Genomic DNA, 23,790 nt, shown 5'->3' on the forward strand with positions numbered 1-23,790 from the left:
GGCCCGGTACGGTCTTGCTGGTGTTTGGGGCGCCACGCGCCGTCTGCGTTCAGGGACGAAAGTGCGCGACGTCGATGGTCCGGTCGCACAGATCCATGACGTCCTGGTTGTGCGTTGCGATGACCGCGGCCCCGCCGCGAGCGACCATCTCCCGGACCTTGGTCAGGACCAGCGCACCGTTCTCGGCGTCGAGGGCGCCGGTGGGTTCGTCGGCCAGGACCATGCTCGGGCGTTTGAGCATCACACCGGCCAGCGCGACCCGCTGCTGTTCACCGCCGGACAGGTGGTAGACCTTGCTGTTCTCGCGGCCCTCGATTCCGACGTCGGCCAGCGCCCGCGATATCTCCTCTCGGTCGGGCCGGTCACTGCGTGGGAGCAGACGCAACGGCTCCTGAAGGTTCTTGAGTACCGTGTCCGACTCGACCAGCGCGTAGTTCTGGAAGAGATAGCCGAGATGTCGGCGTCGGAATTCCCTTTGTTTCCGTGGCGCGCGGCGTGAGAAATCCTGGCCCATCATGGTGAGCCGCCCCGAGGTCAGTTCGCTGAGGCCCCCAGACAGTTCAGCAGGGTCGTCTTGCCGTATCCGGACGGGCCGACGAGCGCGACCATTTCGCCGGGTTCGATCGTGAGATTGCCGCCGCGCCAAATAGTCGACGAACCAATGACTTTCTCCCCCCTCGCTGACGACGACGATCGGTTCAGGCATCTCGGGACCTCCTGGAGATGTGGTGACGATAGGTGCGGTTCAGGGACGTGAGCATGAGCGAAGCATTGAGCAGGACCAGGAGTGCTCCGAAGATCGAACATTCCCGTGTAGTACTGACGGTTTTCGTGGAATGACACTCCGGTGAGTATGTCGAGTTCGGAGGCCACCGCTGCTTTGTGGAGAATCCACCAGCCGAAGGCCACGCCAACCACCGCTTCGAGCCAGAGGACATGACGCAAACCTCGGGCTCACGATTCTCCGAATAAGTGGCCGCGGAAGAGCCGCTGATCCCGTTCCGAGACATGGATTGTGGAGAATTCGACGGTCGCGAAGAAGAGTAGAACCACCAGAAGGCAGATCGAGTACACGGAACTGAAGGAGTCGACTCGGTCGAGCCCCTGGGACCACCCGTAGTCGAAGATTGGTTCCTTCGACTCGTAGTGGGAGACCCGGACATCGCGTTCTTCGTGCCTGTCGACTCCGTACGGGAGGTGATCCACTACGTTCTCGATAGTTGTCTCGGCCTCGTCCGGGACGGTGAGCCTCATCGAGCGCGGGTCCTGACGAACGTCTTTTTCCGCATCCGGGAAACGCTGAGCATTGTGATGAATGTACTGATCGTTGACGAACAGTACCGAGCCTTCAGGTCGCCACGGTTCGTTCGTTGAGGTGGAAATGAGGTTGTCCCGGTGTGCGACGATGATGTTGTTCTGTTTGATCTCTTCGGCGAACCATTGCGTCAGCCGTTTTTCCTCGTCCTCACTACGATCGGCACCAGCAATATTGACGAAGTAGGCGTGAGGGTTGGATTCCCAGGAGGACCGCGATTCCGCGTGGGATCGAAGAATCAGCGCTGTTCCGATGGCCCCGAAGGCCGTCACAAGAATCATGATGAGCGCGAAGCCCCTGGCCAAACCCATGGATGCGTAAACAAATCGTGCTGGCTGTTTTCGCTTGAGAGCATCTGAAATGGGGACACGGGTGCAAAAGAATATGGTGGCGGCGTGAACGGCCAAGCACACAACGACGGGTAGGCCAAGAATTGCCGCACCGAGCAGGAAAAACAGAGACGCGAAAGCAAGGTCGCTGTAGATTTTGAGAAATGCCGCAGAGAGGGTGGCGGTGAGGATGGCGGACCCCAGCAAGGGAACAGCAATATCGGCAATATCGTGCTTGAAAACTTCCCAGGGGCTGGCTCCATAGAGGCGTTTTCTGGCGTACCGACGGCCGCCCAGTAGGATCGAGGAACACAGACTGAAGAGAATGATTCCGATGCTCGATATAAATGCAGCGACCAAGGGGGTGCGCCCCATGGAGCGCATGACATTGTCCGCAGAAAACATTCCGTATTGCATCCCCGAATACCCGCTCTGAGCGCCGACCTTGGAGACCAGCCTTTCAGCCCGGTCACGGTCCCCGTAGATCACATACCATCCGAGCGGGTCCGCCTCAGGACTTTCCCGTACGGCAACTCTCACACCCTGGCTTAGATTGAACGCCGGATGCCCGGAATCAGGCCAGTGCGCCGACGGCAGCTCGGGATTTCCAATCACCATCTCCAAATGTTGACCGGTTTCGGGACGCTCTGAATCGGCCCCAATCTTGGCTATATTGACCCCCGCTGTTTTGCCGTTGTCGTCAACGAATCGTGGAATTTCTGGGGGTCTGAATTCTCTTCAGAATTCTTGAACCACGCGATATCGCCAAATCCCAGGGTCGTTTCGGCATCAATGGAGAACAAAGCTCCGAAGACGAAAACGAAAGCCACCACGGGGAGATTTAAGTAAGCTAGGGAAAGTCTCACATTGTTTTTCATGGTTCGGGGGCGCCCCGGTCCGCTCAGATCGGGACGCTCTACCTCGAAATTCTTAGCAGTAGTTCCAATATGCCTTGTCAATGGCATACCATCTTGACGGCGCAGAGACCTTAGCCCAATGTCCAGCAGGTGTATTGCCTGACTTCGCCACAAAGGTCCCCTTCGCCGTGCTACCGTGACATCGCCAGTGATACAGGTAATCTGAGAACACCCCTCCACCGCTTACTCCGTGATCCCAATAGCCTCCGCGGACATGATCGGTGGCCTGGGCGGCAGCCACTGCACCGAAGGCGAGCACGGTGTCCGTTGCGACAGAAATAATCTTCCTCTTCATGATGTCCCCTTGAAGACAAAAGATTAGAATACAAATGGCTTAACTCACGTCCGTGCGAACGCATCAACGGTAGTAAGCGCACACTCATGAAACGTCGAGTTAAATTTTCAAAGAGCTTTAATGTGCCTTACTATATTTCACTCACCCTGAATCATTATTTCGACTTTGATTAGTACAAATATGCCTGCCCGGCTTTGAGCAAGCGCCCAATCGCCCGCAGGGGTTAGCCGCCAAGCCACAACTAACCACGGATACGCCCCCGCAACCCCATCACTCTCCCCGAATCCACCCCCCCCCCCGACCAACCCCCGAAGCGGCGATTTTGAACAGATTCCGCATCCAGACGCCACACCAAACTGCCACTTCGACCATTCGCCACCGCCACCGTCCGCATCGACGCGGCATAAAACCCCACCGCACACCCCCTTGACTTCACGCCCGTGATCCAGTTCACTGTTCAGAAATGGAAACTAAGTTTCACTATGCGAAACGTAGGAGGCGACCATGAGACTCGCGGAGTTCAATGAGATCGACCCCGTCACCGCGCGAGCGACCATCGCTCCAGCCCTCGACATCCCCCGGTGGGTCGAGGAGGTCGCGGCGGGCCGCCCGTATGGCTCGGTGACCGAGGCCATCGACGTCGCCCGCGACGCCGCCCACCCGTTCACCGACGCCGAGATCGATCGCGCCCTCTCCCATCACCCGCAAATCGGTGAGCGGGACGAAACGGAATCTGAGGAGGCCAAGCACTCCCGGTCGGAACAGGCCGGGCTCGGTGAAGCATCGGCGTCGACCATTGAGGCCCTCGCCGCCGGCAACCGGGTCTACGAAGATCGTTTCGGCCACGTGTTCCTGATTCGCGCCGCAGGTCGCTCGCACGAAGAAATCCTCTCTGAACTCCATCGGCGCCTGAACAACTCCCCCAAAGCTGAGCGCACGGAAGTCGCCGAGCAACTGCGTGATATCGCCGCCCTGCGCATCGAAGGAATACTGTCATGAGCTTCATTTCCGCCCACGTCCTCGACTCCGTCCACGGCTGCCCGGCCGCCGGTATCGCTGTGACGCTCCTCGAGGGCTCCGGCGAGAAGATCGCCACAGCAACCACGAACGAGGACGGCCGAGTCAACGACCTCGGCCCAGAGACCCTGGAGTCCGGCCATTACCGGATCATTTTCGCGACCGAACCATACTTCTCCGGGCTGGGCCTGGAGACGTTCTACCCGTTCGTCGCGGTGGATTTCACGGTACAGAAGCAACAGGGGCACTACCACGTGCCTCTCTTGCTCAGTCCGTACGCGTATTCCACATACCGCGGCAGTTGAACCAGGAGCCGACCCCTTGTCGACGATTGCCGATCCACCACACCCAACGAAAATGCAGCAGGAGCTGAACATCATGACCAACGTTGTCCTCGGAAAGAACCAGTACGGCAAGGCCGAGAACCACGTGGTGCGGGTCAACCGCGCCACGGACCGTCACACGCTGCGCGATCTCGTGGTCACCTCCCAATTGAGGGGCGACTTCGAAGCGGTGCACACCGAAGGCGATAATGCCCATTGCGTGGCAACCGATACTCAGAAAAACACAGTATTCGCGCTAGCCCAGAAGCACGACATCAAGAGTCCGGAGGAGTTCCTGAGCACGCTCTCGGACCACTTCACTTCCGGATTCGACTGGGTTTCCGGTGGTCGTTGGGCGGCCGAAGAGCACCTCTGGAATCGGATCAATGATCACGACCACTGCTTCGTTCAGAACAAGGACGAGGTCCGCACCGCGGTCGTCGTCACCGACGGAGAGAAGAAGACCGTGATCTCGGGGTTCAAAGACCTCACCGTGCTCAAGTCGACCGAGTCGGGCTTCGTCGGGTACCCCAAGGACGAATTCACCACGCTCAAGGAGACCGACGACCGCGTTCTGTCCACGGATATCGCAACCCGCTGGCGCTACAACACCACGGAAGTGGACTTCGATGCCACCTACGAGGATGTCAAGAACATCATCCTCGACAAGTTCACCGATCACTATTCTCGCGCCCTGCAAGAGACCTTGTACCTCATGGGCAAGGCCGTGATAGAAGCACACCCGGAGATCGACGAGATCAAGTTCTCCTGCCCCAACAAGCATCATTTCGTCTACGACCTGAGCTTCTGCGGTGAAGAGAACAGCAACGAGACCCACTACGCCGCCGATCGCCCCTACGGGCTGATTGAGGCGACCGTGCAGCGCCAAGGCGCTCCCGAAGACGAGAATGCCTGGTTCGGCATCGCCGGCTTCTGCTGACCCCCGGACCCCAAGCAAAGTCCCCGCCCCTCTCCCCCGAACGACGGGGCGGGGACTCATCGCTCAAGGACCGACACTCAGGAAGGCTAACCCCATGTCGAGCAAGGTCACCGCCGAAGAACGCCCGCGGCCAGAGGACAAATACCTCGGCCTCGGTCCCAGCTTCGGCTATGGATTCCAACACGTATTGACGATGTACGGCGGCATCATTGCCCCGCCGCTGATCGTCGGCGGCGCCGCCGGACTGTCCGGAAGCGAACAGGCCCTACTGGTCGCGTGCTGCCTCTTCATCGGCGGACTGGCAACCCTGCTTCAGTCCTTCGGCATCAAATTCTTCGGATCCCAGTTGCCCCTGGTTCAGGGCACCTCGTTCGCGAGCGTGGCCACCATGACGGCGATCGTGAGCGGCGACGGAGGCATTCAGGCCGTTTTCGGCGCTGTCATGATCTCCGCTTTTATCGGCTTCCTGATCACGCCCTTCTTCGCCCGCATCATCAGGTTCTTCCCACCCGTAGTCACCGGCGTCGTGATCACGACCATCGGGCTGTCCCTGTTCCCTACGGCGGTTCAGTGGGCGATGGGCGGAGCAGACGTCGAGGCAACAGGAGATGCACCAACGATCGTCAAGAATGTATGCCTCGCGGGCGGCACACTTCTGATCATTCTATTGCTCTCCAAGGTGGGCAGTGCAGCAATATCGCGCCTGTCCATTCTTCTGGGCATCGTCCTGGGCACCGTCCTGGCCGTCGTGCTCGGCATGGCCGACTTCTCTGCCATAGGTGACGGCGCGATCTTTGCTTTCCCTCAACCCTTCGCATTCGGCCTTCCGACGTTCGACCTCGCGGCCGTCGTCTCTATGACCATTGTCATGTTGGTGATCCTGACCGAAACCACCGCCGACATTCTTGCGGTGGGTGAAATCGTGAATTCTAAAGTGGACCGTCGGCGAATCGGCGACGGCCTGCGCGCGGATATGGGCGCATCCTTCATCGCCCCCATTTTCAACGGTTTCACGCAGTCGGCCTTTGCCCAGAACGTTGGCCTGGTCGCAATCACCGGCGTGAAATCGCGATTCGTAGTCACAGCCGGAGGCGCGATCATGCTGGTCCTCGGCCTGCTCCCCATCCTGGGGCGAGTGGTCTCAGCGGTTCCCCCGCCCGTCCTGGGCGGCGCAGGAATCGTTCTGTTCGGTACGGTGGCCGCGTCGGGCATCCGCACGCTCAGCACGGTCAAGTACGAGGGCACCTCGAACCTGATCATCGTTTCCGCTTCCCTCGGCGTAGGCCTGCTGCCCGTCGTCAAGCCTGACATCTACAGCGGATTCCCAAGCTGGTTCGAAACCATTTTCCACTCGGGCATCAGCTCGGCTGCCGTCGTCGCCGTTCTGCTGAACCTGCTGTTCAACGAACTCAAGTTCGGAAATCCACCTGCCGGCGAGGGGTCCGTGTTCGCTTCGGCGCCTCCGAGGTACGTCCCCTTCGAAGCCCTCGAACAGCTTCGAGGCCGCCTCCACGAGGGGGACGTCGTCAAGGACGGGAAGATCCTGGACGCGGATGGAAACGAAGTCCCGTGCATCACAGCTTCCGGCCAGGTCGTCGATGCCCCCGCGATGGACAACATCACCGAGGCCGCATCAGAGGAACATTGAGCACAAACGACACAACGACGACGCGGGCCCATTCGGATGCGGGACCGCGTCGTCGTTCTCTTGTGCCCGCACTCAGCCGGCACGTCCGCCAGCCGGCCGACCCCCAGGGCGTCGGCGGACAGGGCCCGTCAGCGAGATTGTGCGAACTGGCTAGAGAGTTCCTGGGCCGCGTCCCGCAGGAGCGGGACGGCTCGCTCTCCGAAATCCCAATCGACTCTGGAAACGGGTCCGGATACGGAAATAGCGGTGGGTGTGGGCGCCTCGGGCAACGCCATCGAAAAGCAGCGGACCCCGATCTCCTGCTCTTCGTCATCGATCGCGTAACCCCGTTCGCGGATCTTGGCCAGATCCGCGAGCAGTTCATCCATGGTGCCGAGACTCTTTTTGGTGGGCGTGGGCATCCCCATCGTCGAAACGATCGAGATCACCTGGGACTCGGGCAGCGTTGCCAAGATGGCCTTGCCGACGCCGGTGTCGTGGGTGTGCGCTCTGCGCCCGACCTCCGTGAACATGCGCATCGAATGCGAGGACTGCGCCTGCCCCACGTATACGACCATGTGTCCGTCCAGCACAGCCATATTGGCGGACTCCCCCAAGCGGTCCACGAGCTTCTTCAGGACCGGCTGGGCGTATGCGCCCAATTGCAAACTCGCGGTGTATCCGAGCCGGATCAGCCCGGGGCCCAGAGCATAACTGCGATTGGGAAGTTGCCGCACGTAACCCAGGTACACCAAGGTCCGGAGCAATCGGTGGATCGTCGGCAGAGGCAATTCCGCTTTGCCGGCCAGCTCGCTGAGCGAGGATTCGCCGCCGGAGCTGGTGATGATGTTGAGCAGGTCGAAAACTCTCTCGACGGACTGAACACCGCCCGTACTCTTTCCTTCTGTCATTGTGCCTCCTCGTGGTGGTTACCGCGCACTGTGTGGTTCTCCTGGCTGGGCGCCGCATTGGCGCCGTGGTTCCGGCCTCGGTCGCGGTGCGCCGAACCTCCGGCGTGGAAGGCGCCGGGTCGGCAGTCTAAGAATCATATTTCAACAAAGCCTTGTCATGCGTCACATCGTACATTTAGGATTCACTTAATGGAATTGTTTTTCCACAATACGGATTTAGTGCCGGAACCGTCATCCGGTACGTCACGGAAGGAAATATTCAGATATGCCCGCTCCCAGCCCCGGATATTCCATGGTTCTCCGCCTCGAAGCACCCGCTTCGTTCAACTCCACCAGTGAGATCACCGCCGCCGCCTCTGCTGCAGGTGCCCAGGTCACCGCTCTGGACGTCGTGGAGTCACGTCCGGACAACGTGATCGTCGACATCAGTTGCAATGTCTCCAACGCGGCCCACCGCGACGAGGTGCGGGACGCTATCAACAATCTCGACGGCGTCGCGGTCCACCACATCTCCGACCGCACCTTCCTGATTCATTTGGGAGGCAAGATCGAGGTGACCCCGCGCGTTTCTCTCCGCAATCGTGACGATCTGTCGCGCGCCTACACCCCCGGCGTCGCCAGGGTGTGCACCGCGATCCACGAGAATCCGGAAGACGCGCGCAGCCTGACGATCAAACGCAATACCGTCGCTGTGGTTACCGACGGAACCGCGGTGTTGGGTCTCGGCGACATCGGTCCTGCCGCAGCCCTGCCGGTCATGGAAGGCAAAGCCGCCCTCTTCAAGGCGTTCGCCGAGGTCGACGCGTGGCCCGTATGCCTGGACACCAAGGACACCGAAGAGATCATCAGTATCGTCAAGGCCTTGGCGCCGGTCTACGGCGGGGTGAACCTCGAAGACATTGCAGCCCCGCGCTGTTTCGAGATCGAAGCCCGTCTTCGCGAGGAACTGGACATTCCCGTGTTCCACGACGATCAGCACGGCACCGCGATCGTCACCCTGGCGGCTCTGTACAACGCGCTGCGCGAGGTCGACAAGAAGATTGAGGACATCAAAGTCGTCGTCTCAGGCGTTGGCGCCGCAGGAAACGCCATCATCCAGTTGTTGCTCGCCAACGGCGTGGCCAACGTGATCGCCTGTTCCCGCAACGGTGCCATCCACGCCGGCGAGGACTACACCGACCCACACCGAACATGGCTCGCGGAGAACACCAACAAGAACGGATTCAGCGGGTCGCTCAAGGATGCTGTGGCCGACGCGGACGTCTTCATCGGCGTCTCGGCGCCCAACCTTCTGACGGGCGACGACATCGCGACCATGGCCGACGGTGCCATCGTCTTCGCGATGGCCAACCCGGACCCCGAGGTGGACCCGACCGAAGCCGCCGAGCACGCCGCCGTCGTCGCAACCGGCCGCAGCGACTTCCCGAACCAGATCAACAACGTCCTCGCGTTCCCCGGCCTGTTCCGAGGCCTGCTCGATGCAGGAGCGTCAGACATCACTCAGAACATGCTCGTTGCGGCAGCGAAGGCGATTGCCGACTGCGTGGACGAGGAGGAACGGAATCCGAACTTCATCGTTCCAAGCGTCTTCGACCCCAATGTGGCACAGGCCGTGGCCGATGCCGTCGAAACCACCGCACGGGGCGAATCAGGGCGCTGAGACTAGCCCGCCCCAGCCGCCAGCAGATACATCGAGAGCCCAGGAGGCAAACATGACCATCACTCACAACACGCCGGACAATCTGGCCGTCGCGGACGAGATCCTCACCGACGAGGCCCTCGCATTCGTCGAAGCCCTCCACGAGAAGTTCGCAGATCGTCGCGAAGAACTCTTGGGAGCCCGCGAGACGGATCGAGAGAGGGCCGTGGCCCGGGGCTCGTTGGATTTTCCCGAGGAGACGCGTCAAGTCCGCGAGAGCGAGTGGAAAGTGGCTCCGGCACCGGACGCGCTGCGCGATCGCAGGGTCGAGATGACCGGGCCCGCGAGTCCACCCAACATGGCCATCAACGCGCTGAACTCAGGAGCCAAAGTGTGGCTCGCAGATCTTGAAGATGCCGCGAGCCCCAGCTGGTACAACCAGATCGACTCGGTCGCGAACCTGCGCGACGCGGCGCGGGGAACTCTCCGCTTCACCTCGTCGAAGGGCAAAGAGTACACGTTGCGCGAGGACCAGCCCAGAGCCGTGGTCGTTGTCCGCCCACGCGGCTGGCACCTCCCGGAGAAGAACATCACGGTCAATGGAAAGACCGGCTCCGGTTCCCTGACCGACTTCGGGCTGCACTTCTTCCATACCGCGCAACAGCTGCTGGAGAACGGCCACGGGCCGTACTACTACCTGCCCAAAATGGAGTCCTATCTCGAGGCTCGACTCTGGGAGGACGTTTTCACCTTCGCCGAGAAATACCTCGGCCTCGACCACGGCACCATCCGAGCCACGGTTCTCATCGAGACGATTCCCGCCGCGTTCCAGATGGACGAGATCCTCTACGAATTGCGCGATCACGCGTCCGGGCTGAACGCGGGACGCTGGGACTACTTGTTCTCGATCATCAAGTACTTTCGAGACGCCGGTCAGGAGTTCATCCTGGCCGACCGTTCCTCGGTCACCATGACTGCGCCCCTGATGCGTGCGTACACCGATCTGCTCGTGCAGACCTGCCACAAGCGGGGCGCATTCGCAATGGGCGGGATGGCAGCTTTCATTCCGTCCCGCAAGGACGAAGAGGTCAACCGAGCAGCCTTCGAGAAAGTCCGCAACGACAAGACCAGGGAGGCCCACGACGGTTTCGATGGCTCATGGGTCGCGCACCCTGACCTGGTTCCTGTGTGTCAGGAAGTATTCGACGACGTCTTGGGCGAGAAGCCCAATCAGGTGGACCGGCAGCGGCCCGATGTTAAGGTGACCGCCGAGCAACTGTTGGACGTCCCATCCGCAGGGAACCAGCGCACCGAGGCCGAGCTGAACGACAACCTGTACGTCGCGATCCGGTACATCGCGGTGTGGCTTTCCGGCAACGGCGCCGTGGCAATCCACAACCTCATGGAGGATGCCGCCACCGCGGAAATCTCACGCTCCCAGGTCTGGCAGCAGATCAAGAACGGCGTGGTCTATCACGACACAGGCAACACCGCGACTCAGGACCTGGTCTCGACGGCGCTGGACCGACAGCTCGAAGTGCTGCGCGGCGAGATCGATTCCGAGAAATACGAGAAATGGTTCGTGCCAGCGGGCAAGCTGATCCAGGACATGGTCCTGCGCGAGGACTACCCGGACTTCCTGACCCTTCCCGCCTATGAGCTGATGGAAGGGATCAAGTGAGTCGCCGCACCGCCATGGCAGATTCGGAGTCGGACGAGGTAGGCAGCCTCTCTGGGGACTTCACAACACGGGCCGACCATTTGCTCGCGGGCACGGACTTCGATCTGGCCCGTTTCTTCCCGGGCGATTCCGGCACCCGCCAGCCCGTCCACACGTGCTATGTTCCCGCCGACCTGGTCACCGAACGAACCCCCGCCGAGTGGGGGCGCGCAGCTCTACGAGCTGCGGAGGAAGCCGGCGGACTCGAATCCCTGGCCGAACTCGCGGGAATCGACAGGACCCACGCGCGCGACGTCGTCGACCGGGTGGCCGCGAAACTACGGGCTGAACCGATCGAGGACCTTCGTCTGGACCTGGAGGACGGGTTCGGCGACCGACCGGATGCGCAAGAAGATGCCGCGGCCGCAGAAGCGGCTCGGACCGTCGCACGATTCGCGTTCAACCGTCACCACGGTTCGGTCCCGGCCCCAGCATTCACAGGCATCCGCTTCAAGAGTTTCGAGTCGACCACCCGGGCACGAGGACTGAGGTCCCTGGACCTGTTCCTGACCACGTTGGTGCAGTCGGGTGGGCTCGAGGAGGCCGGCGTGAGCGCGGACGGGCTCCCGCCCGGCCTGGTGCTGACGTTGCCCAAAGTATCGAGCGTGGAGCAGGTGCAGGTCATGGTCGAAGCGTGCCAAGCACTCGAGGATGCCTTGGGACTGCCCGCTGGCCGCCTGCACTTCGAGATCCAGATGGAGACCGCACCCATGATCTTGGGTCTGGACGGAAGGTGCCCAATACCGGACATGCTCCATGCGGCCGAAGGACGCGTGACCTCCTTGCACTACGGCACGTACGACTATTCCGCCTCGCTCGGCATATCCGGCGAATTCCAGTCCCTGGATCACCCGGCCGCCGACTACGCCAAAGCAGTCATGCAAGTGGCCGTGGCCGGAACCGGTGTACATCTTTCGGACGGCTCGACCAACCAATTGCCGGTGGGCGAGGCCGACCAACGCAGGCAGGCCTGGGCCCTGCACGCGCGCCTGGTCCGCCGCTCACTCGAGCGCGGCTATTACCAAGGCTGGGACTTGCACGCCTATCAATTGCCCACGCGCTTCCTCGCCAACTACGGGTTCTATCGGGAAGCATTCGCCGACGCCCTCCGACGCCTCGTGGCCTATGCCGGACGGTCCGTCCCCGGCATCCAGGCGGCGGACGTCGCCGATGAACCGGCGACCGCGCGAGCACTTGCTGTCTATGTACGGCGGGGGCTCCTCTGCGGCGCGGTGAGCGAGGACGAGCTGCGTGAGGTCGGACTTGATTCAGAGACGCTCCGTTCCGCCGCCTCCCCGGGTTCCGAAGAGGCACCACAGACAGGAGTAGCACGATGACCGATCGCAATTACTGGGCAACCCGAGGAGGCCATCCTCCCCAAACCGATCTCCTGACCGACCGGGCCATGTTCCGGGAATCCTATGCTGTCATCCCCCGCGGTACCCAACGCGATATCGTCGCCTCCGTCCTGCCGTTCTGGGACAAGACACGCCTGTGGGTTCTTGCGCGACCACTCACGGGATTTGCCGAGACGTTCTCCCAATACCTAGTGGAGGTCTCTCCCGGGGGCGGATCGGACCGGCCAGAAGAAGACGTTGATGCCGAAGCCGTCTTGTTCCTCATGGAAGGCAATCTCGAGCTGTCACTTGCAGACGGACGCCACGCGCTGAACTCGGGCGGTTACGCATTCATCTCTCCGGGCGAAACATGGGCGGCTCACAATCGCGGCACCGATGCGGCGCGCTTCATGTGGATCCGCAAACGGTATCAAGAGGTTCCAGGGATCGAGAGGCCGACGTCGTTCGTGACCAACGAGCAGGACATTGACCCCACACCGATGCCGGGCACAGAGGGACGCTGGGCCACGACCCGTTTCGTGGACCCAAAGGATATGCGACATGACATGCATGTAACCATCGTGACGTTCCAACCAGGCGGAATCATCCCGTTCGCGGAAACCCATGTGATGGAACACGGTCTCTACGTGCTCGAGGGACAAGCCGTCTACCGACTCAACGAAGACTGGGTCGAGGTTCAAGAGGGTGATTTCATGTGGTTACGGGCGTTCTGTCCGCAGGCCTGTTATGCCGGTGGCCCCAAGCCTTTCCGTTACCTCCTGTACAAAGACGTCAACCGTCACGCGCCCCTCACCCTGGGAGGCCACACGGGCCGCTGAGCTCACGATGGTCATCCCGGACAGCCCACGCACCACTCCAACGCCGTCGTCGGGCAGCACACGTCGCTGCCCCACGGCGGCGTCGTGCTTTAAGAGGCTCCGTCCTCAGTGATCCCGCACTGAAGAAAATCCACAAGGACGGTCGAGATTATTCGGTTGACGCACGTCACATCGTAACCTAGGGTTTTCATACAACAGAAGTTAGATTCCGTATCCCGAAAGTTTGGATTCGACGGAGATCCCTACCGCACAGGAGGAACACCGTGAACTACACCGTCAACGCGTCGATCTTGCTGACCGACCTACCCCTCAAGGATCGCCCGCAGGCCGTAGCCGACGCCGGATTCACCCGCGCCGAGTTCTGGTGGCCATTCCCGACACCGACGCCCTCGAATTCCGAGATCGACGAGTTCGTGAATTCCCTCGAAGCCGCAGGGGTTCAGCTGACCGGCCTGAACTTCTACGCGGGCGACATGCCCGGAGGCGAGCGCGGCGTCCTGTCCCAGCCCGCACGGGCCGAAGAGTTCCGCGCCAATATCGAACCTGTCCTGAAGATTGCCCGAGCAACCGGGTGCACAGCGTTCAACGCGCTGTACGGCAACCGCGTGGACGGCGAGAATCCGGCCGCCCAGGATCGCTTGGGCGTCGAGAATCTGCGGCAGGCGGCGGACGCCGTGGCCCAGATCGACGGTGTTGTCCTGCTCGAACCGGTCTCCGGCACCGATGCGTACCCGCTCAAGACAGCGGCGGATGCGCTGTCCATCATCGAGAAGGCCGGACGAGACAACATCAGGCTGCTCGCGGACTTCTACCACCTGGCCGCCAACGGCGACGACGTCGCGAAGGTCGTCGAGGAGCACGCCGCGGACTTCGGTCACATCCAGATCGCGGACCACCCGGGCCGCAATGAGCCGGGCACGGGGAAGCTGCCCCTTGAAAAGTGGCTCGAGCGCTCCGCCGAGCTCGGCTACGACGGCGTCGTCGGCCTGGAGTACAAGGCATCCCACAACGACCCGTTTGCGTGGTTGCCGCGCGAAAGCCGGGCCTGAACCTTCGAACCCTCAACCGACACCGCAGAACCTTTAAGGAGAACGATATGACCAAGATTGCAGTCATCGGATTGGGCATCATGGGCCTCCCCATGGCGAAGAACCTCGTGAACGCTGGGCACGACGTCGTCGGCTACAACCGCTCCCCCGAGAAAGCCGAGAAATTGGCCCAGGCCGGAGGAGCCGCCGCAGATTCCGTAGCCAAGGCGGTTGCGGGAGCCGAGGTGGTCATCACCATGGTCCCGGACTCCCCCGACGTCCAGAGCGTCGTCGAGGGCGATGACGGTGTGTTCGCCCACGCGGCTCAGGGCGCGCTGTGGATTGACGCCTCGACGATCCGTCCGGATGTGGCCGGCTACCTGGCCCACGCGGCCCGCGAGGCCGGCCTGCGCCCGTTGGATGCCCCGGTCTCCGGAGGTGAACAGGGCGCGGTCGACGGGGTTCTGTCCATCATGGTCGGCGGCGAGGAGACCGACTTCGAGGCTGCCCAAGAGGTCCTCAATGTGGTCGGCAAAACGATCGTGCATGTTGGTCCCTCGGGTTCAGGACAGACCGTCAAGGCCGCCAATCAGCTGATCGTGGCCGGCAACATCGAGCTGCTGGCCGAAGCTGTGGTCTTCCTCGAGGCCTACGGCGTGGACACGGACGCCGCACTGAGGGTACTCGGCGGCGGTCTGGCGGGCTCGAAGGTCTTGGACCAGAAGGGCCAGAAAATGCTGGACCGCAACTTCGATCCCGGATTCCGTCTGGCCCTCCACAACAAGGACATGGGCATCGTCACGGCCGCGGCTCGAGAGGCTGGCGTGACCATTCCCCTCGGCGGTCTCGTGGCCCAATTGGTCACCGCCCTGGTCGCGCGGGGCGACGGAAGCCTGGACCACTCGGGGCTGTTCCGACTCGCCAACGAATTATCAGGCCGCGACAAGAAGTAGTCCCGACGCCTGCGGGCTGCGGGGAACTGAACAGAATTCAAGGAGAACATCATGAGCAAGATGCGTACGGTGGACGCCATCGTCTTGATCCTCGAGAAGGAGAACGCGACCGAAGCGTTCGGTCTGCCCGGCGCGGCGATCAACCCTCTTTATTCAGCGATGCGCGCCCACGGCGGTATCCGCCACACCCTGGCCCGCCACGTCGAGGGTGCCTCCCACATGGCCGAGGGTTACACTCGCGCGGCTGCGGGCAACATCGGCGTCTGCATCGGCACCTCCGGGCCGGCAGGAACGGACATGATCACGGGGATGTATTCGGCATCGGCCGACTCGATTCCGATTCTGTGCATCACCGGGCAGGCTCCGGTCGCCAAGCTGCACAAGGAGGACTTCCAGGCGGTCGACATTTCGTCCATCGCCGAACCGGTCACCAAGATGGCCATGACCGTCTTGGAGCCCGGGCAGATCCCTGGCGCGTTCCAAAAAGCTTTCTATCTGATGCGTTCGGGCCGGCCCGGTCCGGTTCTGCTCGATCTTCCTCTGGACGTTCAGCAGGCGGAAATCGAATTCGACATCGACCTGTACGAACCGATGCAGGCCAGCCGTCCGGCGGCAACCCGCGCCCAGGCCGAAAAGGCCCTGGACATGCTTTTCGCTTCCGAGCATCCTCTGATTGTCGCAGGTGGCGGGATCATCAACGCCAATGCCTCTGACAAGCTCGTGGAGCTCGCCGAGCTGTTGAGCGTGCCGGTGGTCCCCACCCTCATGGGCTGGGGAACCATGCCGGACGACCATCCCCTGATGGCCGGCATGGTCGGGATACAGACGTCGCACCGCTACGCCAACGCGACCTTTCTCGAGTCCGACTTCGTTCTGGGAATTGGCAATCGCTGGGCCAACCGACACACAGGATCCATCGACAAATACACCGACGGCCGCACTTTCGTGCACGTGGACATCGACCCGACCCAGATCGGTCGCGTCTTCGCCCCGGACCTCGGCATTGCCTCGGATGCCGGGGCCGCCTTGGACGTCCTCGTCGAGGTCGCCCGCGACCGCAAGGAGCAGTTCTCCGTGCCCGACTACGAGGTGTGGGCCAAGGAGTGCGCACATCGAAAAGGGCAGATGCAACGCAAGACCCACTTCACCGAAACTCCCATCAAGCCCCAGCGGGTCTATCAGGAGATGAATTCGGCCTTCGGCACGGACGTCACCTACGTTTCGACGATCGGGCTCTCACAAATCGCCGGGGGCCAGTTCATGCACGTCTACGGACCGCGACGTTGGATCAATGCCGGTCAGGCCGGCCCCTTGGGCTGGACCTGCCCCGCGGCACTCGGAGTGGTGCGCGGCCAACCCGGTCAGACCGTTGTCGCCCTGTCCGGTGACTACGACTTCCAGTTCATGATCGAGGAGCTTGCGGTGGGCGCGCAGTTCAACCTGCCGTACGTCCACGTGGTCGTCAACAATTCCTATCTTGGTCTTATCCGCCAATCCCAGCGCGGATTCAAGATGGAACAGAATGTGTCCCTCGCCTTCGAGAACATCAATTCTCCGGAGACCCAGGGCTACGGCGTGGACCATCTCAAAGTCGTCGAGGGACTTGGGTGCAAGGCCATACGCGTCACGGACCCCGAGAAGCTCCATGATGCCTTCACATCGGCGAAGTCGCTGGCCCAAGAGCACCAGGTCCCGGTGGTCGTGGAAGCCATCCTGGAGAAGATCACCAATATCTCCATGGGCACCGAGCTGGACAATGTGACGGAGTTCGAGGAGCTGGCCGAGAACGGTACGGACGCGCCCACGGCCATTTCGGTCATGGACTGACCGTCCGATACCAACACCATCGGGTGAGCCGCGTGTCTGTCGGATTCCACGCAGATCCGCGGCCCGCCCCAGAATTCTCAGGGAGGTAACGGTGCGAATCGTGGTGGCACCTGACAAGTTCAAGGGGTGTGTGACGGCCCGTGAGGCGGCCGAGTACATCGCAGCGGGAATCCGCGAGGCCAGGCCGGATGCAGACCTCGTCCTGCTCCCCGTGGCCGATGGCGGAGAAGGAACCCTCGACGCCGCCGTGGAGTCCGGCTACACGCTCCACGAGGCGACGGTGACCGGGCCGGTGGGCAGCCGCGTGTCCGCGGCGTGGGCGCGCCGTGATGACGACGCGGTGGTCGAGATGTCCCTGGCCTCGGGATTGGCCGTGCTGCCGCACAACGCCACGGGCGAACCGATTCTGGCGCCACGCGAGGCCACGAGCCGGGGCACCGGTGAATTGATCGCGGCAGCGCTGGATTCCGGATGCACAAGAGTCATCCTGGCTGTGGGCGGCAGCGCCACCACAGATGGCGGTGCGGGCATGATCGCGGGACTGGGTGCCCGGTTACTGGACGCTTCCGGCAATGAACTGCCAGACGGCGGTTCATTCCTCGCGAATCTGGCGACGATAGATCTCGCCGGCCTGCACCCGCGAATCAAGGAAACCGAGTTCGTACTGGCAGCGGACGTGGACAACCCGCTGACCGGCAACCGTGGGGCCGCGGCAGTCTTCGGTCCGCAGAAAGGCGCGACCAAGAAGGACGTCGCGGACCTCGACTCCGCCCTCGGCGTCTTCCGGGACAGGCTCGCGGAAGCCTTGGGCAAGTCCGCTCGACGGGCCGCGGGCTCGGAAGGGGCCGGTGCGGCAGGCGGCGTGGGCTACGCCGCCCTGACAGTACTCAAAGCCACACGAAGGCCCGGCATCGACGTCGTCCTCGATTTGGTTTCCCTCCACGACGCTGTCGCCGAGGCAGACTTCCTGATCACCGGAGAGGGAAGCTTGGACGAACAGAGTCTCGCCGGAAAGACACCCCTTGGCGTACTGAAGGTCGGGCAGGACCACGGGGTCCCCGTGGTGGCGGTATGCGGTCGCACCACTTTGCCGTGGCGCATTCTGCACGAGACAGGATTCCACGCGGTTTATGCCTTGGCCGGGCTTGCACCGGATGCCCCGACCTCGATCCGCGAGGCACCCCGGTTTCTCCACAAGGTAGGGAGAACGGTCGTCACGGAACATGGCATGGCTCGGGCCGAACCGTCCCCCAATAATCGGCCCTGACAAGTAGTTTTAGTCGGGACGACGTCCGACGTCCCCTCTCACGGAAGGATTCCATCATGAACGCACATCCCAAGCGCTCCACGCCACGCGGTCCGGATCGAGCCGATGAACGCACAGATACAGAGTCCGATCGTGAGCGGTGGGCGGTAACGCCTGAAGAGAACGCCAAAAAGGCCGCCCAGACCGTTCGGAGCAAGATCGAGAATTCCGCCTCAGAGCCAGAACCGCAGAACTCACCGCACGACGTCGCCCAGGAGAATTCCCAGCGTTCGGTGACCGACGGTCGTCAGTCCGATTTCGGTTCCGCGCGCGCGGAACAGATCAAACTTGCCAACAGGGCCAATAACCCTGAGCGAGTGCGGGAGCTGATACGCGCGTACAAGTCCGAGCACAACTTCGATGACGTCGAATCGGAAGACATGAACCGGGGCGCCGCCACAGCGGACCGGCAGTCCCGGTACGACCTTGTGGTACGCGGCCGCCAGGTCTCGTGCGGCGATCATTTCGCCCCTCGAGAGATCGCGGTCAAGGACGGAAAGATCGTGGCGATCGAGCCGCTGGGGGCGAACCTCAACGGGACGCGTGTGGTCGAGCTGGAGGAGGACGAAACCCTCATCCCAGGCCTGGTGGACACTCACGTTCACGTCAACGAGCCTGGTCGCACCGATTGGGAAGGGTTCGCGAGCGCTACGCGGGCGGCCGCCGCCGGTGGCGTGACCACAATCGTGGACATGCCGCTGAATTCCGTGCCCGCCACGGTCAACGCTGCGGCACTCGAATACAAGAGGTTGTTCGCCCAGCGCAACGTATTCGTGGATGTCGGGTTCTGGGGAGGGGCCGTTCCCGGAAATAAAAAGGATTTGCGCACCCTTCACGACGAGGGCGTATTCGGTTTCAAGTGTTTTCTGCTGCATTCAGGTGTGGACGAGTTTCCTCACCTCGATGCGGATGAGATGGAAGAGGACATGGCCGAGGTCAAGACGTTTGACTCGTTGATGATCGTTCATGCCGAAGACTCCCGGACCATCGACAGGGCTCCGAGTCCGAATGGGGACGTCTACGACAGGTTTCTGAAGTCCCGGCCTCGTGGTGCGGAGAACATCGCGATCGCCGAGGTCATCGAGCGCACCCGCTGGACCGGTGCCCGCTCGCACATCCTGCACGTCTCCTCCTCCGACACGTTGCCTATGATCGCTTCCGCCAAGCGCGATGGCCTGGATATCACCGTAGAGACCTGCCCTCACTATCTGACTTTGCTCTCCGAGGAGATTCCGAACGGCGCCACCGCCTTCAAGTGCTGTCCACCGGTGCGTGAGGTGGACAACCGGGAGAAGCTGTGGGAAGGCCTCGTGGACGGGACCATCGACTTCATCGTCTCGGACCATTCGCCCTCGACGCTGGCGCTCAAGGACCTCGGCAATGGCGACTTCGGCGTCGCATGGGGCGGAGTTTCGTCCCTGCAGTTGGGTCTGTCCCTGATCTGGACCGAGGCGCGGCGGCGCGGGATCCCGTTGGCGAAGGTCCTCGAGTGGATGTCCCGGAGGCCGGCCGAGCGTGTGGGTCTTCGGTCCAAAGGTCGTCTGTCCCTGGGCTACGATGCAGACTTCGCGGTTTTTGCGGCGGACGAGAGTTACGTCGTGGATGCCGCCAGGCTCAATCACAAGAACCCGATCACCCCCTATCAAGGCAAGGTAGTCTCGGGGAAGGTCCGCAAGACGTTCGTCGGGGGCAAGCTCGTAGACTACAAAACCCCGACCGGCAGACTGATCAACCGCGGATCCGCGTGAGTCGGCGCTGCGAACGCTAGGCATCGACGCCGGCTAGCTACCGAAACAGACAAACCATCAATCATCAGGAGAAAGCATGTCACGCGAACTCGTTCCCGGCGATCCCGCCCCCGCCCTCGAACTTTCAGCCCACGATGGAAGTACCGTGAACCTCGGTGCCCAAGGCGGAAGCGACGTGGTGGTGTATTTCTTTCCCAAGGCTTTCACCCCCGGGTGCACCAGCGAGGCCTGTGATTTCCGGGACAACCTGGCTGCCCTCAAGGGTCGGGTCTACGGGGTCTCCGGGGACAGCCCCGAAGAATTGGCGCGCTTTGCCGAGGAGTACAGCCTGCCGTACACGCTTCTGTCCGACCCGGATCACGCAGCTGCCCAGGAATGGGGCGCGTGGGGTGAGCGCACTATCAATGGTGAGACTTCCGTTGGTCCCTTGCGATCGACCTTCGTGATCGACGCGGCCGGGAAGATCGTGCGGGCCGAATACCGTGTCGATGCGGAAGGTCACGTGGCCCGGTTGGTGTCCGAGCTGCAAGGGTAACCGGGCACGTAGGTCTACGGGACGCTACCTGGTTCGTAGCGTCTCTATGGATTCCTGTGTCCGCGACGGTTCTGCAGCACGACGTGGTTGCCAGTCTCTGCCCGCGGGCCAGGAGAGGCTGAATACGCTGTGAATGCAACCGATCACCGCCGCAATATCCAGTCCGGTTCTCCTGGAGCATTTCATGAATCCAAGTATTCGTGGGACGGAACGGTGAGGCAATGGCTGTACAAACAGGTGGGCCGGAACGAGAATATCGGCACGAACCAAACACCGCGCAGGACTTCACGCCTATTGCGAGAGAAACAACCGGCACCAAGGATGGCATCGAGATGACTTCAGGAACACCATGGGACATCGAGGCCTACGACGTCGAGACATATTTGGACCAGATCGGCGTGGCCGGTGCATACCGAGCGCCTCTCAACCTGGAACTAGTGAGTCGAGTCCACAGCGGTCACGTTCGGACATATCCGTTTTCCAATGTCCAAGTGCTCCTGGGTGATCATCCCGGCGTGACGGCACATGCAGTGCAGCAGTCCATGGTGGACCATCAACGTGGCGGTTATTGCTTCGAACATTCGCAGCTTTTCGCGGGTGTCCTGCAGCGATTGGGTTTCTCGGTGGAGCTCTTTCTTGGACGCGTGCATGCACCCGATAACTCACGAACGCATCTGAGCGTTGTCGTCACTTTGGACGATCATAGCTACCTGTGCGACCCAGGCTTCGGTTTCAGTCTGCGCGAGCCGATGCTCATTTCCGAGAACAACGAGCACATCGAAGGCGACCGTACCTTCACTCTGATCAAACATGGCTCGGCCGCGTCTGAGGTTTGGGAACTCCGGCGCGATGGCGAGCCTCAGCATTTCACGGATCGGCTGCCGGTGCTACCCGTTGATGTCCGCTCAGGCCACTTGGTCACATCCACCGCTGGCTTCGGGCCGTTCACTGATCATCTTATGGTGATGCGACATACCGCCGAAGGCCACGTCACCGTCACCGAAGAGGCTCGAACCATCCGATCTGCCGGGCAAAGCACCCGGAGAGAAAAACTGGACCCGGTGGATACCGCCTCCGCTGTGGAAGCACTGGGCGTGCACATGACCTCTTACGAGAAGGAAAGACTGGCGGAGAGGATCACAGACATGCAACACCGACCGGGGGCGCCCTCGACTCGGAAGGAGATCTAGAGCGCGCAGACGGCAGATGCCTCCCGAATCGGCCAAGGCACTCGCGCCCCGTACCCTCGACGATTTCAATCAGGTGAACTCTCGGTGAGAATGGTGGGACGACCTGTCCTCACGATGAATCGAAGTTCTATGAAAGACGCACTGTTGCTGATCGATCTCCATGCCGGATTCTTTACGTCCGAGACCCTGAAATTGGCTCGAAAGAATCTTGTCGAAGCTTCCAACAAACTCATAGCAGCAGCTAGGGACAACGGAGTCCCTGTTTTCCTCATCACGACCGAACACAGCCGAGATCGGTCCACATGGACCCTCAACATGCTCGACGACGACCAGGGTTATCTCTTCCACAACGACCCCTCGGCAGAGCTGGTCGAGGGACTCGACACTAAGGACGTGACCCGGGTCGAGAAGACCCGTGACAGCGCCTGGTTCGGCACCGACTTGGACTTGAGGATAAGGAACCTTGATGTTGATCGCGTGGTGGTCGCGGGGGTTTCCACCCATGGATGCATAGCTCAAACGGTGCGGGACGCGTACGCACGAAATATTCGGACGGCAATTGCCAGCGATGCCATAGCGGATGATCGTGAAAGCTACCAGGACATCATGCTGGAGCAACTCGTCGATGACCGGCAGACCCAGTTGCACGCCGTGGACGAGGTCATACAGATGTGGGCGTCCGATCACTGAGCGGACATCAGCGGCCCTGAAACTTACAGAGCGAACGATGGCCCCGTGCCTCTGGCCTCGTCATCCAAGATGGTTTCGAGAACCCGATGATCACGTACTACAGCACTTTACTGTATTGAGGATCTCCGAGGCCGCGACAAATCACTGTGAGCAGCATTATTTTCCCCTCTGGTTTCCGGCGTGAACCGTATAGTAACCAAAGTGGATCTAACCCTGCACCCAGGCACATTCTGTTTCTATCGTGTACTCAGCAGATGAAATCAGAATTGGCTCACTACGTGGTATTTCACGGGGCTGAACAGCGGAATCCGCGATATCATCGAGAGGCACAATCGGCGAATTGCCGGTAACATGACGCCGACAACGGGCGGGCGTCACGGTATTTCACGGAATTCTTCAGTATTTCACCAGTAAGGCACAAACGCTTTCAGACGAGCCAGTTTTCCACCACTCATTTTCCTTGAAGGATATTTCAACCAAAAATCAGGGAAAATGCTTGCAAACTCGGTCCGGTCGGAGTTATATAGTTAGTGAGGCGCACAGCTGTAAGAAGAAAGCTCCCATATTGGAAAGGGCATGATTATGGCTGACAAGAACAACCCCGGACAGTTCGGAAACCGCAAGGACACCGAAGAACAAGCCCATAAGGGCGGCGAGGAGAGCACCGGCAGCTTCGGTGACAAGAACTCTGCTGACGCGCATAAGGCCGGGAGGGAAGGCGCTGAGGCCCAGTCCAGGGAGGACAAGGCCAAAGGCGGCCGCCATAGCGGCAAGTAGTCCAGCTAAACTTCGCTAGCTGACATGTGGCCCGACGAGGTTCTGCGCTCAGAGTTCTTGCACAGCATCCGTCGGACCCACCGCTTTGAGGTCTGGCCCGCCTGCTAAGAAGTCGGATACGGTCAAGCCGTTGTATCCGGCAGAGCAAAGGAGCTCACCATGCAATATGAAACCCAACCAGTCACAGAGACAATCCTGACGATCCCACCCAAATACATACAGAACGAGTCTCAGTGGGCTCGGCAAATCTGCGTGAGACATCGGTGGCGGTTGTGTGCCGAAACAGGAGAGATCTGCGACAGTGACGGAAAGATTCTGGCCGATGGGCTAAACACCCTGACCGCGGCCTTGGTCGGTCTCGGGTGGATTGTCCCCAAGGAAGAGGGCGAGCTGAGCGCCGGTATTGCTTGGCATCTGATTCCGGATGAAGCCGAAGCCGCGACCGAAGAACTCAGGAAGGCCGCGACAAACAAAATTCCTCAGCCCAGGCCAGATGCGGCCGCCAGCCGCGAAGCCGAATGACAACC

At 61.3% G+C, this 23,790-nt stretch carries 23 protein-coding genes; 18 read left to right on the forward strand and 5 right to left on the reverse strand.

Annotated elements, in window-relative coordinates; translation table 11 throughout:
* Positions 1-49 precede the first annotated feature (49 nt).
* From sake_RS13305 to sake_RS13635, 4 genes are all read right to left on the reverse strand, one after another.
* Positions 50-646: an ATP-binding cassette domain-containing protein gene (locus sake_RS13305; protein ID WP_371811980.1), complete on the reverse strand. Its 597-nt coding sequence runs from the start codon at positions 644-646 to the stop codon at positions 50-52.
* Positions 535-807, reverse strand: a complete 273-nt coding sequence (locus tag sake_RS13630) for an ATP-binding cassette domain-containing protein (RefSeq protein WP_371811981.1) — start codon at positions 805-807, stop codon at positions 535-537. The genes sake_RS13305 and sake_RS13630 overlap by 112 nt, the downstream gene beginning before the upstream one ends.
* 147 nt (positions 808-954) lie before the next feature.
* A complete protein-coding gene (locus sake_RS07435; RefSeq protein WP_178945729.1) occupies positions 955-2,262 on the reverse strand; it encodes a hypothetical protein in 1,308 nt (435 codons plus the stop codon).
* A gap of 312 nt (positions 2,263-2,574) precedes the next feature.
* On the reverse strand, positions 2,575-2,856 hold the full coding sequence (locus sake_RS13635; protein ID WP_178945730.1) for a lactococcin 972 family bacteriocin: 282 nt from the start codon (positions 2,854-2,856) through the stop codon (positions 2,575-2,577).
* A gap of 504 nt (positions 2,857-3,360) precedes the next feature.
* On the opposite strand from sake_RS13635, the gene uraD reads away from it, so the two are divergent.
* The 4 genes from uraD (at position 3,361) to sake_RS07460 (ending at position 6,784) form a co-directional block, all read left to right on the forward strand.
* Entirely contained in the window at positions 3,361-3,855 is a 495-nt protein-coding gene (gene uraD / locus sake_RS07445; protein ID WP_129359524.1) for a 2-oxo-4-hydroxy-4-carboxy-5-ureidoimidazoline decarboxylase, read from the forward strand.
* On the forward strand, positions 3,852-4,178 hold the full coding sequence (gene uraH, locus sake_RS07450; RefSeq protein WP_178945731.1) for a hydroxyisourate hydrolase: 327 nt from the start codon (positions 3,852-3,854) through the stop codon (positions 4,176-4,178). The genes uraD and uraH overlap by 4 nt, the downstream gene beginning before the upstream one ends.
* Positions 4,179-4,251: 73 nt before the next feature.
* Positions 4,252-5,136, forward strand: coding sequence for a factor-independent urate hydroxylase (gene pucL, locus sake_RS07455; RefSeq protein ID WP_178945732.1), 885 nt, complete (start codon positions 4,252-4,254; stop codon positions 5,134-5,136).
* Positions 5,137-5,230: 94 nt separating this feature from the next.
* Complete coding sequence (locus sake_RS07460; RefSeq protein ID WP_178945733.1) at positions 5,231-6,784, forward strand: nucleobase:cation symporter-2 family protein; 1,554 nt, start codon at positions 5,231-5,233, stop codon at positions 6,782-6,784.
* Between the two features lie 128 nt (positions 6,785-6,912).
* Here the strand turns inward: sake_RS07460 and sake_RS07465 are convergent, their stop codons facing one another.
* On the reverse strand, positions 6,913-7,674 hold the full coding sequence (locus sake_RS07465; protein ID WP_129359520.1) for an IclR family transcriptional regulator: 762 nt from the start codon (positions 7,672-7,674) through the stop codon (positions 6,913-6,915).
* A 265-nt stretch (positions 7,675-7,939) separates the two neighbouring features.
* On the opposite strand from sake_RS07465, the gene sake_RS07470 reads away from it, so the two are divergent.
* The 14 genes from sake_RS07470 to sake_RS07535 all read left to right on the forward strand — a co-directional run bounded on the left by sake_RS07470 (position 7,940) and on the right by sake_RS07535 (position 23,785).
* On the forward strand, positions 7,940-9,334 hold the full coding sequence (locus sake_RS07470; RefSeq protein ID WP_129359519.1) for an NAD-dependent malic enzyme: 1,395 nt from the start codon (positions 7,940-7,942) through the stop codon (positions 9,332-9,334).
* Positions 9,335-9,386: 52 nt separating this feature from the next.
* Positions 9,387-10,994, forward strand: a complete 1,608-nt coding sequence (gene aceB, locus sake_RS07475) for a malate synthase A (RefSeq protein WP_178945734.1) — start codon at positions 9,387-9,389, stop codon at positions 10,992-10,994.
* Between the two features lie 14 nt (positions 10,995-11,008).
* Positions 11,009-12,370 (forward strand): aldolase, encoded by a 1,362-nt coding sequence (locus sake_RS07480; RefSeq protein WP_178946299.1) that lies wholly within the window; start codon positions 11,009-11,011, stop codon positions 12,368-12,370.
* Positions 12,367-13,209 carry a bifunctional allantoicase/(S)-ureidoglycine aminohydrolase gene (locus tag sake_RS07485; RefSeq protein ID WP_129359517.1) on the forward strand — a complete coding sequence of 281 codons (843 nt, stop codon included), beginning with the start codon at positions 12,367-12,369 and terminating at the stop codon, positions 13,207-13,209. Before sake_RS07480 ends, sake_RS07485 begins: the two co-directional genes overlap by 4 nt.
* A 263-nt stretch (positions 13,210-13,472) precedes the next feature.
* Positions 13,473-14,258, forward strand: coding sequence for a hydroxypyruvate isomerase family protein (locus tag sake_RS07490; protein WP_178945735.1), 786 nt, complete (start codon positions 13,473-13,475; stop codon positions 14,256-14,258).
* A complete protein-coding gene (locus sake_RS07495; protein WP_256394863.1) occupies positions 14,255-15,190 on the forward strand; it encodes a 2-hydroxy-3-oxopropionate reductase in 936 nt (311 codons plus the stop codon). Before sake_RS07490 ends, sake_RS07495 begins: the two co-directional genes overlap by 4 nt.
* Before the next feature lie 51 nt (positions 15,191-15,241).
* On the forward strand, positions 15,242-17,017 hold the full coding sequence (gcl, locus tag sake_RS07500; RefSeq protein ID WP_129359514.1) for a glyoxylate carboligase: 1,776 nt from the start codon (positions 15,242-15,244) through the stop codon (positions 17,015-17,017).
* Between the two features lie 91 nt (positions 17,018-17,108).
* A complete protein-coding gene (locus sake_RS07505) occupies positions 17,109-18,284 on the forward strand; it encodes a glycerate kinase (protein WP_178945737.1) in 1,176 nt (391 codons plus the stop codon).
* A gap of 419 nt (positions 18,285-18,703) precedes the next feature.
* The gene (allB, locus tag sake_RS07510; protein ID WP_129360111.1) at positions 18,704-20,071 is read left to right on the forward strand and encodes an allantoinase AllB; all 1,368 of its coding nucleotides are present in this window, start codon (positions 18,704-18,706) and stop codon (positions 20,069-20,071) included.
* A 76-nt stretch (positions 20,072-20,147) separates the two neighbouring features.
* Entirely contained in the window at positions 20,148-20,606 is a 459-nt protein-coding gene (locus sake_RS07515) for a peroxiredoxin (RefSeq protein ID WP_129359512.1), read from the forward strand.
* A gap of 332 nt (positions 20,607-20,938) precedes the next feature.
* Positions 20,939-21,796, forward strand: coding sequence for an arylamine N-acetyltransferase (locus tag sake_RS07520; protein WP_178945738.1), 858 nt, complete (start codon positions 20,939-20,941; stop codon positions 21,794-21,796).
* Between the two features lie 129 nt (positions 21,797-21,925).
* Positions 21,926-22,486 (forward strand): cysteine hydrolase family protein, encoded by a 561-nt coding sequence (locus tag sake_RS07525; RefSeq protein WP_243155664.1) that lies wholly within the window; start codon positions 21,926-21,928, stop codon positions 22,484-22,486.
* A 582-nt stretch (positions 22,487-23,068) separates the two neighbouring features.
* On the forward strand, positions 23,069-23,263 hold the full coding sequence (locus tag sake_RS07530; protein WP_178945740.1) for a hypothetical protein: 195 nt from the start codon (positions 23,069-23,071) through the stop codon (positions 23,261-23,263).
* Between the two features lie 159 nt (positions 23,264-23,422).
* Positions 23,423-23,785 carry a hypothetical protein gene (locus sake_RS07535; RefSeq protein ID WP_129359508.1) on the forward strand — a complete coding sequence of 121 codons (363 nt, stop codon included), beginning with the start codon at positions 23,423-23,425 and terminating at the stop codon, positions 23,783-23,785.
* The last annotated feature ends 5 nt before the right edge of the window (positions 23,786-23,790 follow it).

It is taken from the genome of Kocuria sp. TGY1127_2 (assembly GCF_013394385.1).
Taxonomy (GTDB): domain Bacteria; phylum Actinomycetota; class Actinomycetes; order Actinomycetales; family Micrococcaceae; genus Rothia.

Coding starts and splice junctions, on each gene's coding strand:
- gcl (WP_129359514.1), top strand. CDS start 15,242: ATGAGCAAGATGCGTACGGTGGACGCCATCGTCTTGATCCTCGAGAAG.
- sake_RS07470 (WP_129359519.1), top strand. CDS start 7,940: ATGCCCGCTCCCAGCCCCGGATATTCCATGGTTCTCCGCCTCGAAGCA.
- allB (WP_129360111.1), top strand. CDS start 18,704: ATGAACCGGGGCGCCGCCACAGCGGACCGGCAGTCCCGGTACGACCTT.
- aceB (WP_178945734.1), top strand. CDS start 9,387: ATGACCATCACTCACAACACGCCGGACAATCTGGCCGTCGCGGACGAG.
- uraD (WP_129359524.1), top strand. CDS start 3,361: ATGAGACTCGCGGAGTTCAATGAGATCGACCCCGTCACCGCGCGAGCG.
- sake_RS07465 (WP_129359520.1), bottom strand. CDS start 7,674: ATGACAGAAGGAAAGAGTACGGGCGGTGTTCAGTCCGTCGAGAGAGTT.
- sake_RS07460 (WP_178945733.1), top strand. CDS start 5,231: ATGTCGAGCAAGGTCACCGCCGAAGAACGCCCGCGGCCAGAGGACAAA.
- sake_RS07525 (WP_243155664.1), top strand. CDS start 21,926: ATGAAAGACGCACTGTTGCTGATCGATCTCCATGCCGGATTCTTTACG.
- sake_RS07520 (WP_178945738.1), top strand. CDS start 20,939: ATGACTTCAGGAACACCATGGGACATCGAGGCCTACGACGTCGAGACA.
- pucL (WP_178945732.1), top strand. CDS start 4,252: ATGACCAACGTTGTCCTCGGAAAGAACCAGTACGGCAAGGCCGAGAAC.
- sake_RS07515 (WP_129359512.1), top strand. CDS start 20,148: ATGTCACGCGAACTCGTTCCCGGCGATCCCGCCCCCGCCCTCGAACTT.
- sake_RS13635 (WP_178945730.1), bottom strand. CDS start 2,856: ATGAAGAGGAAGATTATTTCTGTCGCAACGGACACCGTGCTCGCCTTC.
- sake_RS13630 (WP_371811981.1), bottom strand. CDS start 807: ATGTTCGATCTTCGGAGCACTCCTGGTCCTGCTCAATGCTTCGCTCAT.
- sake_RS07480 (WP_178946299.1), top strand. CDS start 11,009: ATGGCAGATTCGGAGTCGGACGAGGTAGGCAGCCTCTCTGGGGACTTC.
- sake_RS07435 (WP_178945729.1), bottom strand. CDS start 2,262: ATGGTGATTGGAAATCCCGAGCTGCCGTCGGCGCACTGGCCTGATTCC.
- sake_RS07535 (WP_129359508.1), top strand. CDS start 23,423: ATGCAATATGAAACCCAACCAGTCACAGAGACAATCCTGACGATCCCA.
- sake_RS07530 (WP_178945740.1), top strand. CDS start 23,069: ATGGCTGACAAGAACAACCCCGGACAGTTCGGAAACCGCAAGGACACC.
- sake_RS07485 (WP_129359517.1), top strand. CDS start 12,367: ATGACCGATCGCAATTACTGGGCAACCCGAGGAGGCCATCCTCCCCAA.
- uraH (WP_178945731.1), top strand. CDS start 3,852: ATGAGCTTCATTTCCGCCCACGTCCTCGACTCCGTCCACGGCTGCCCG.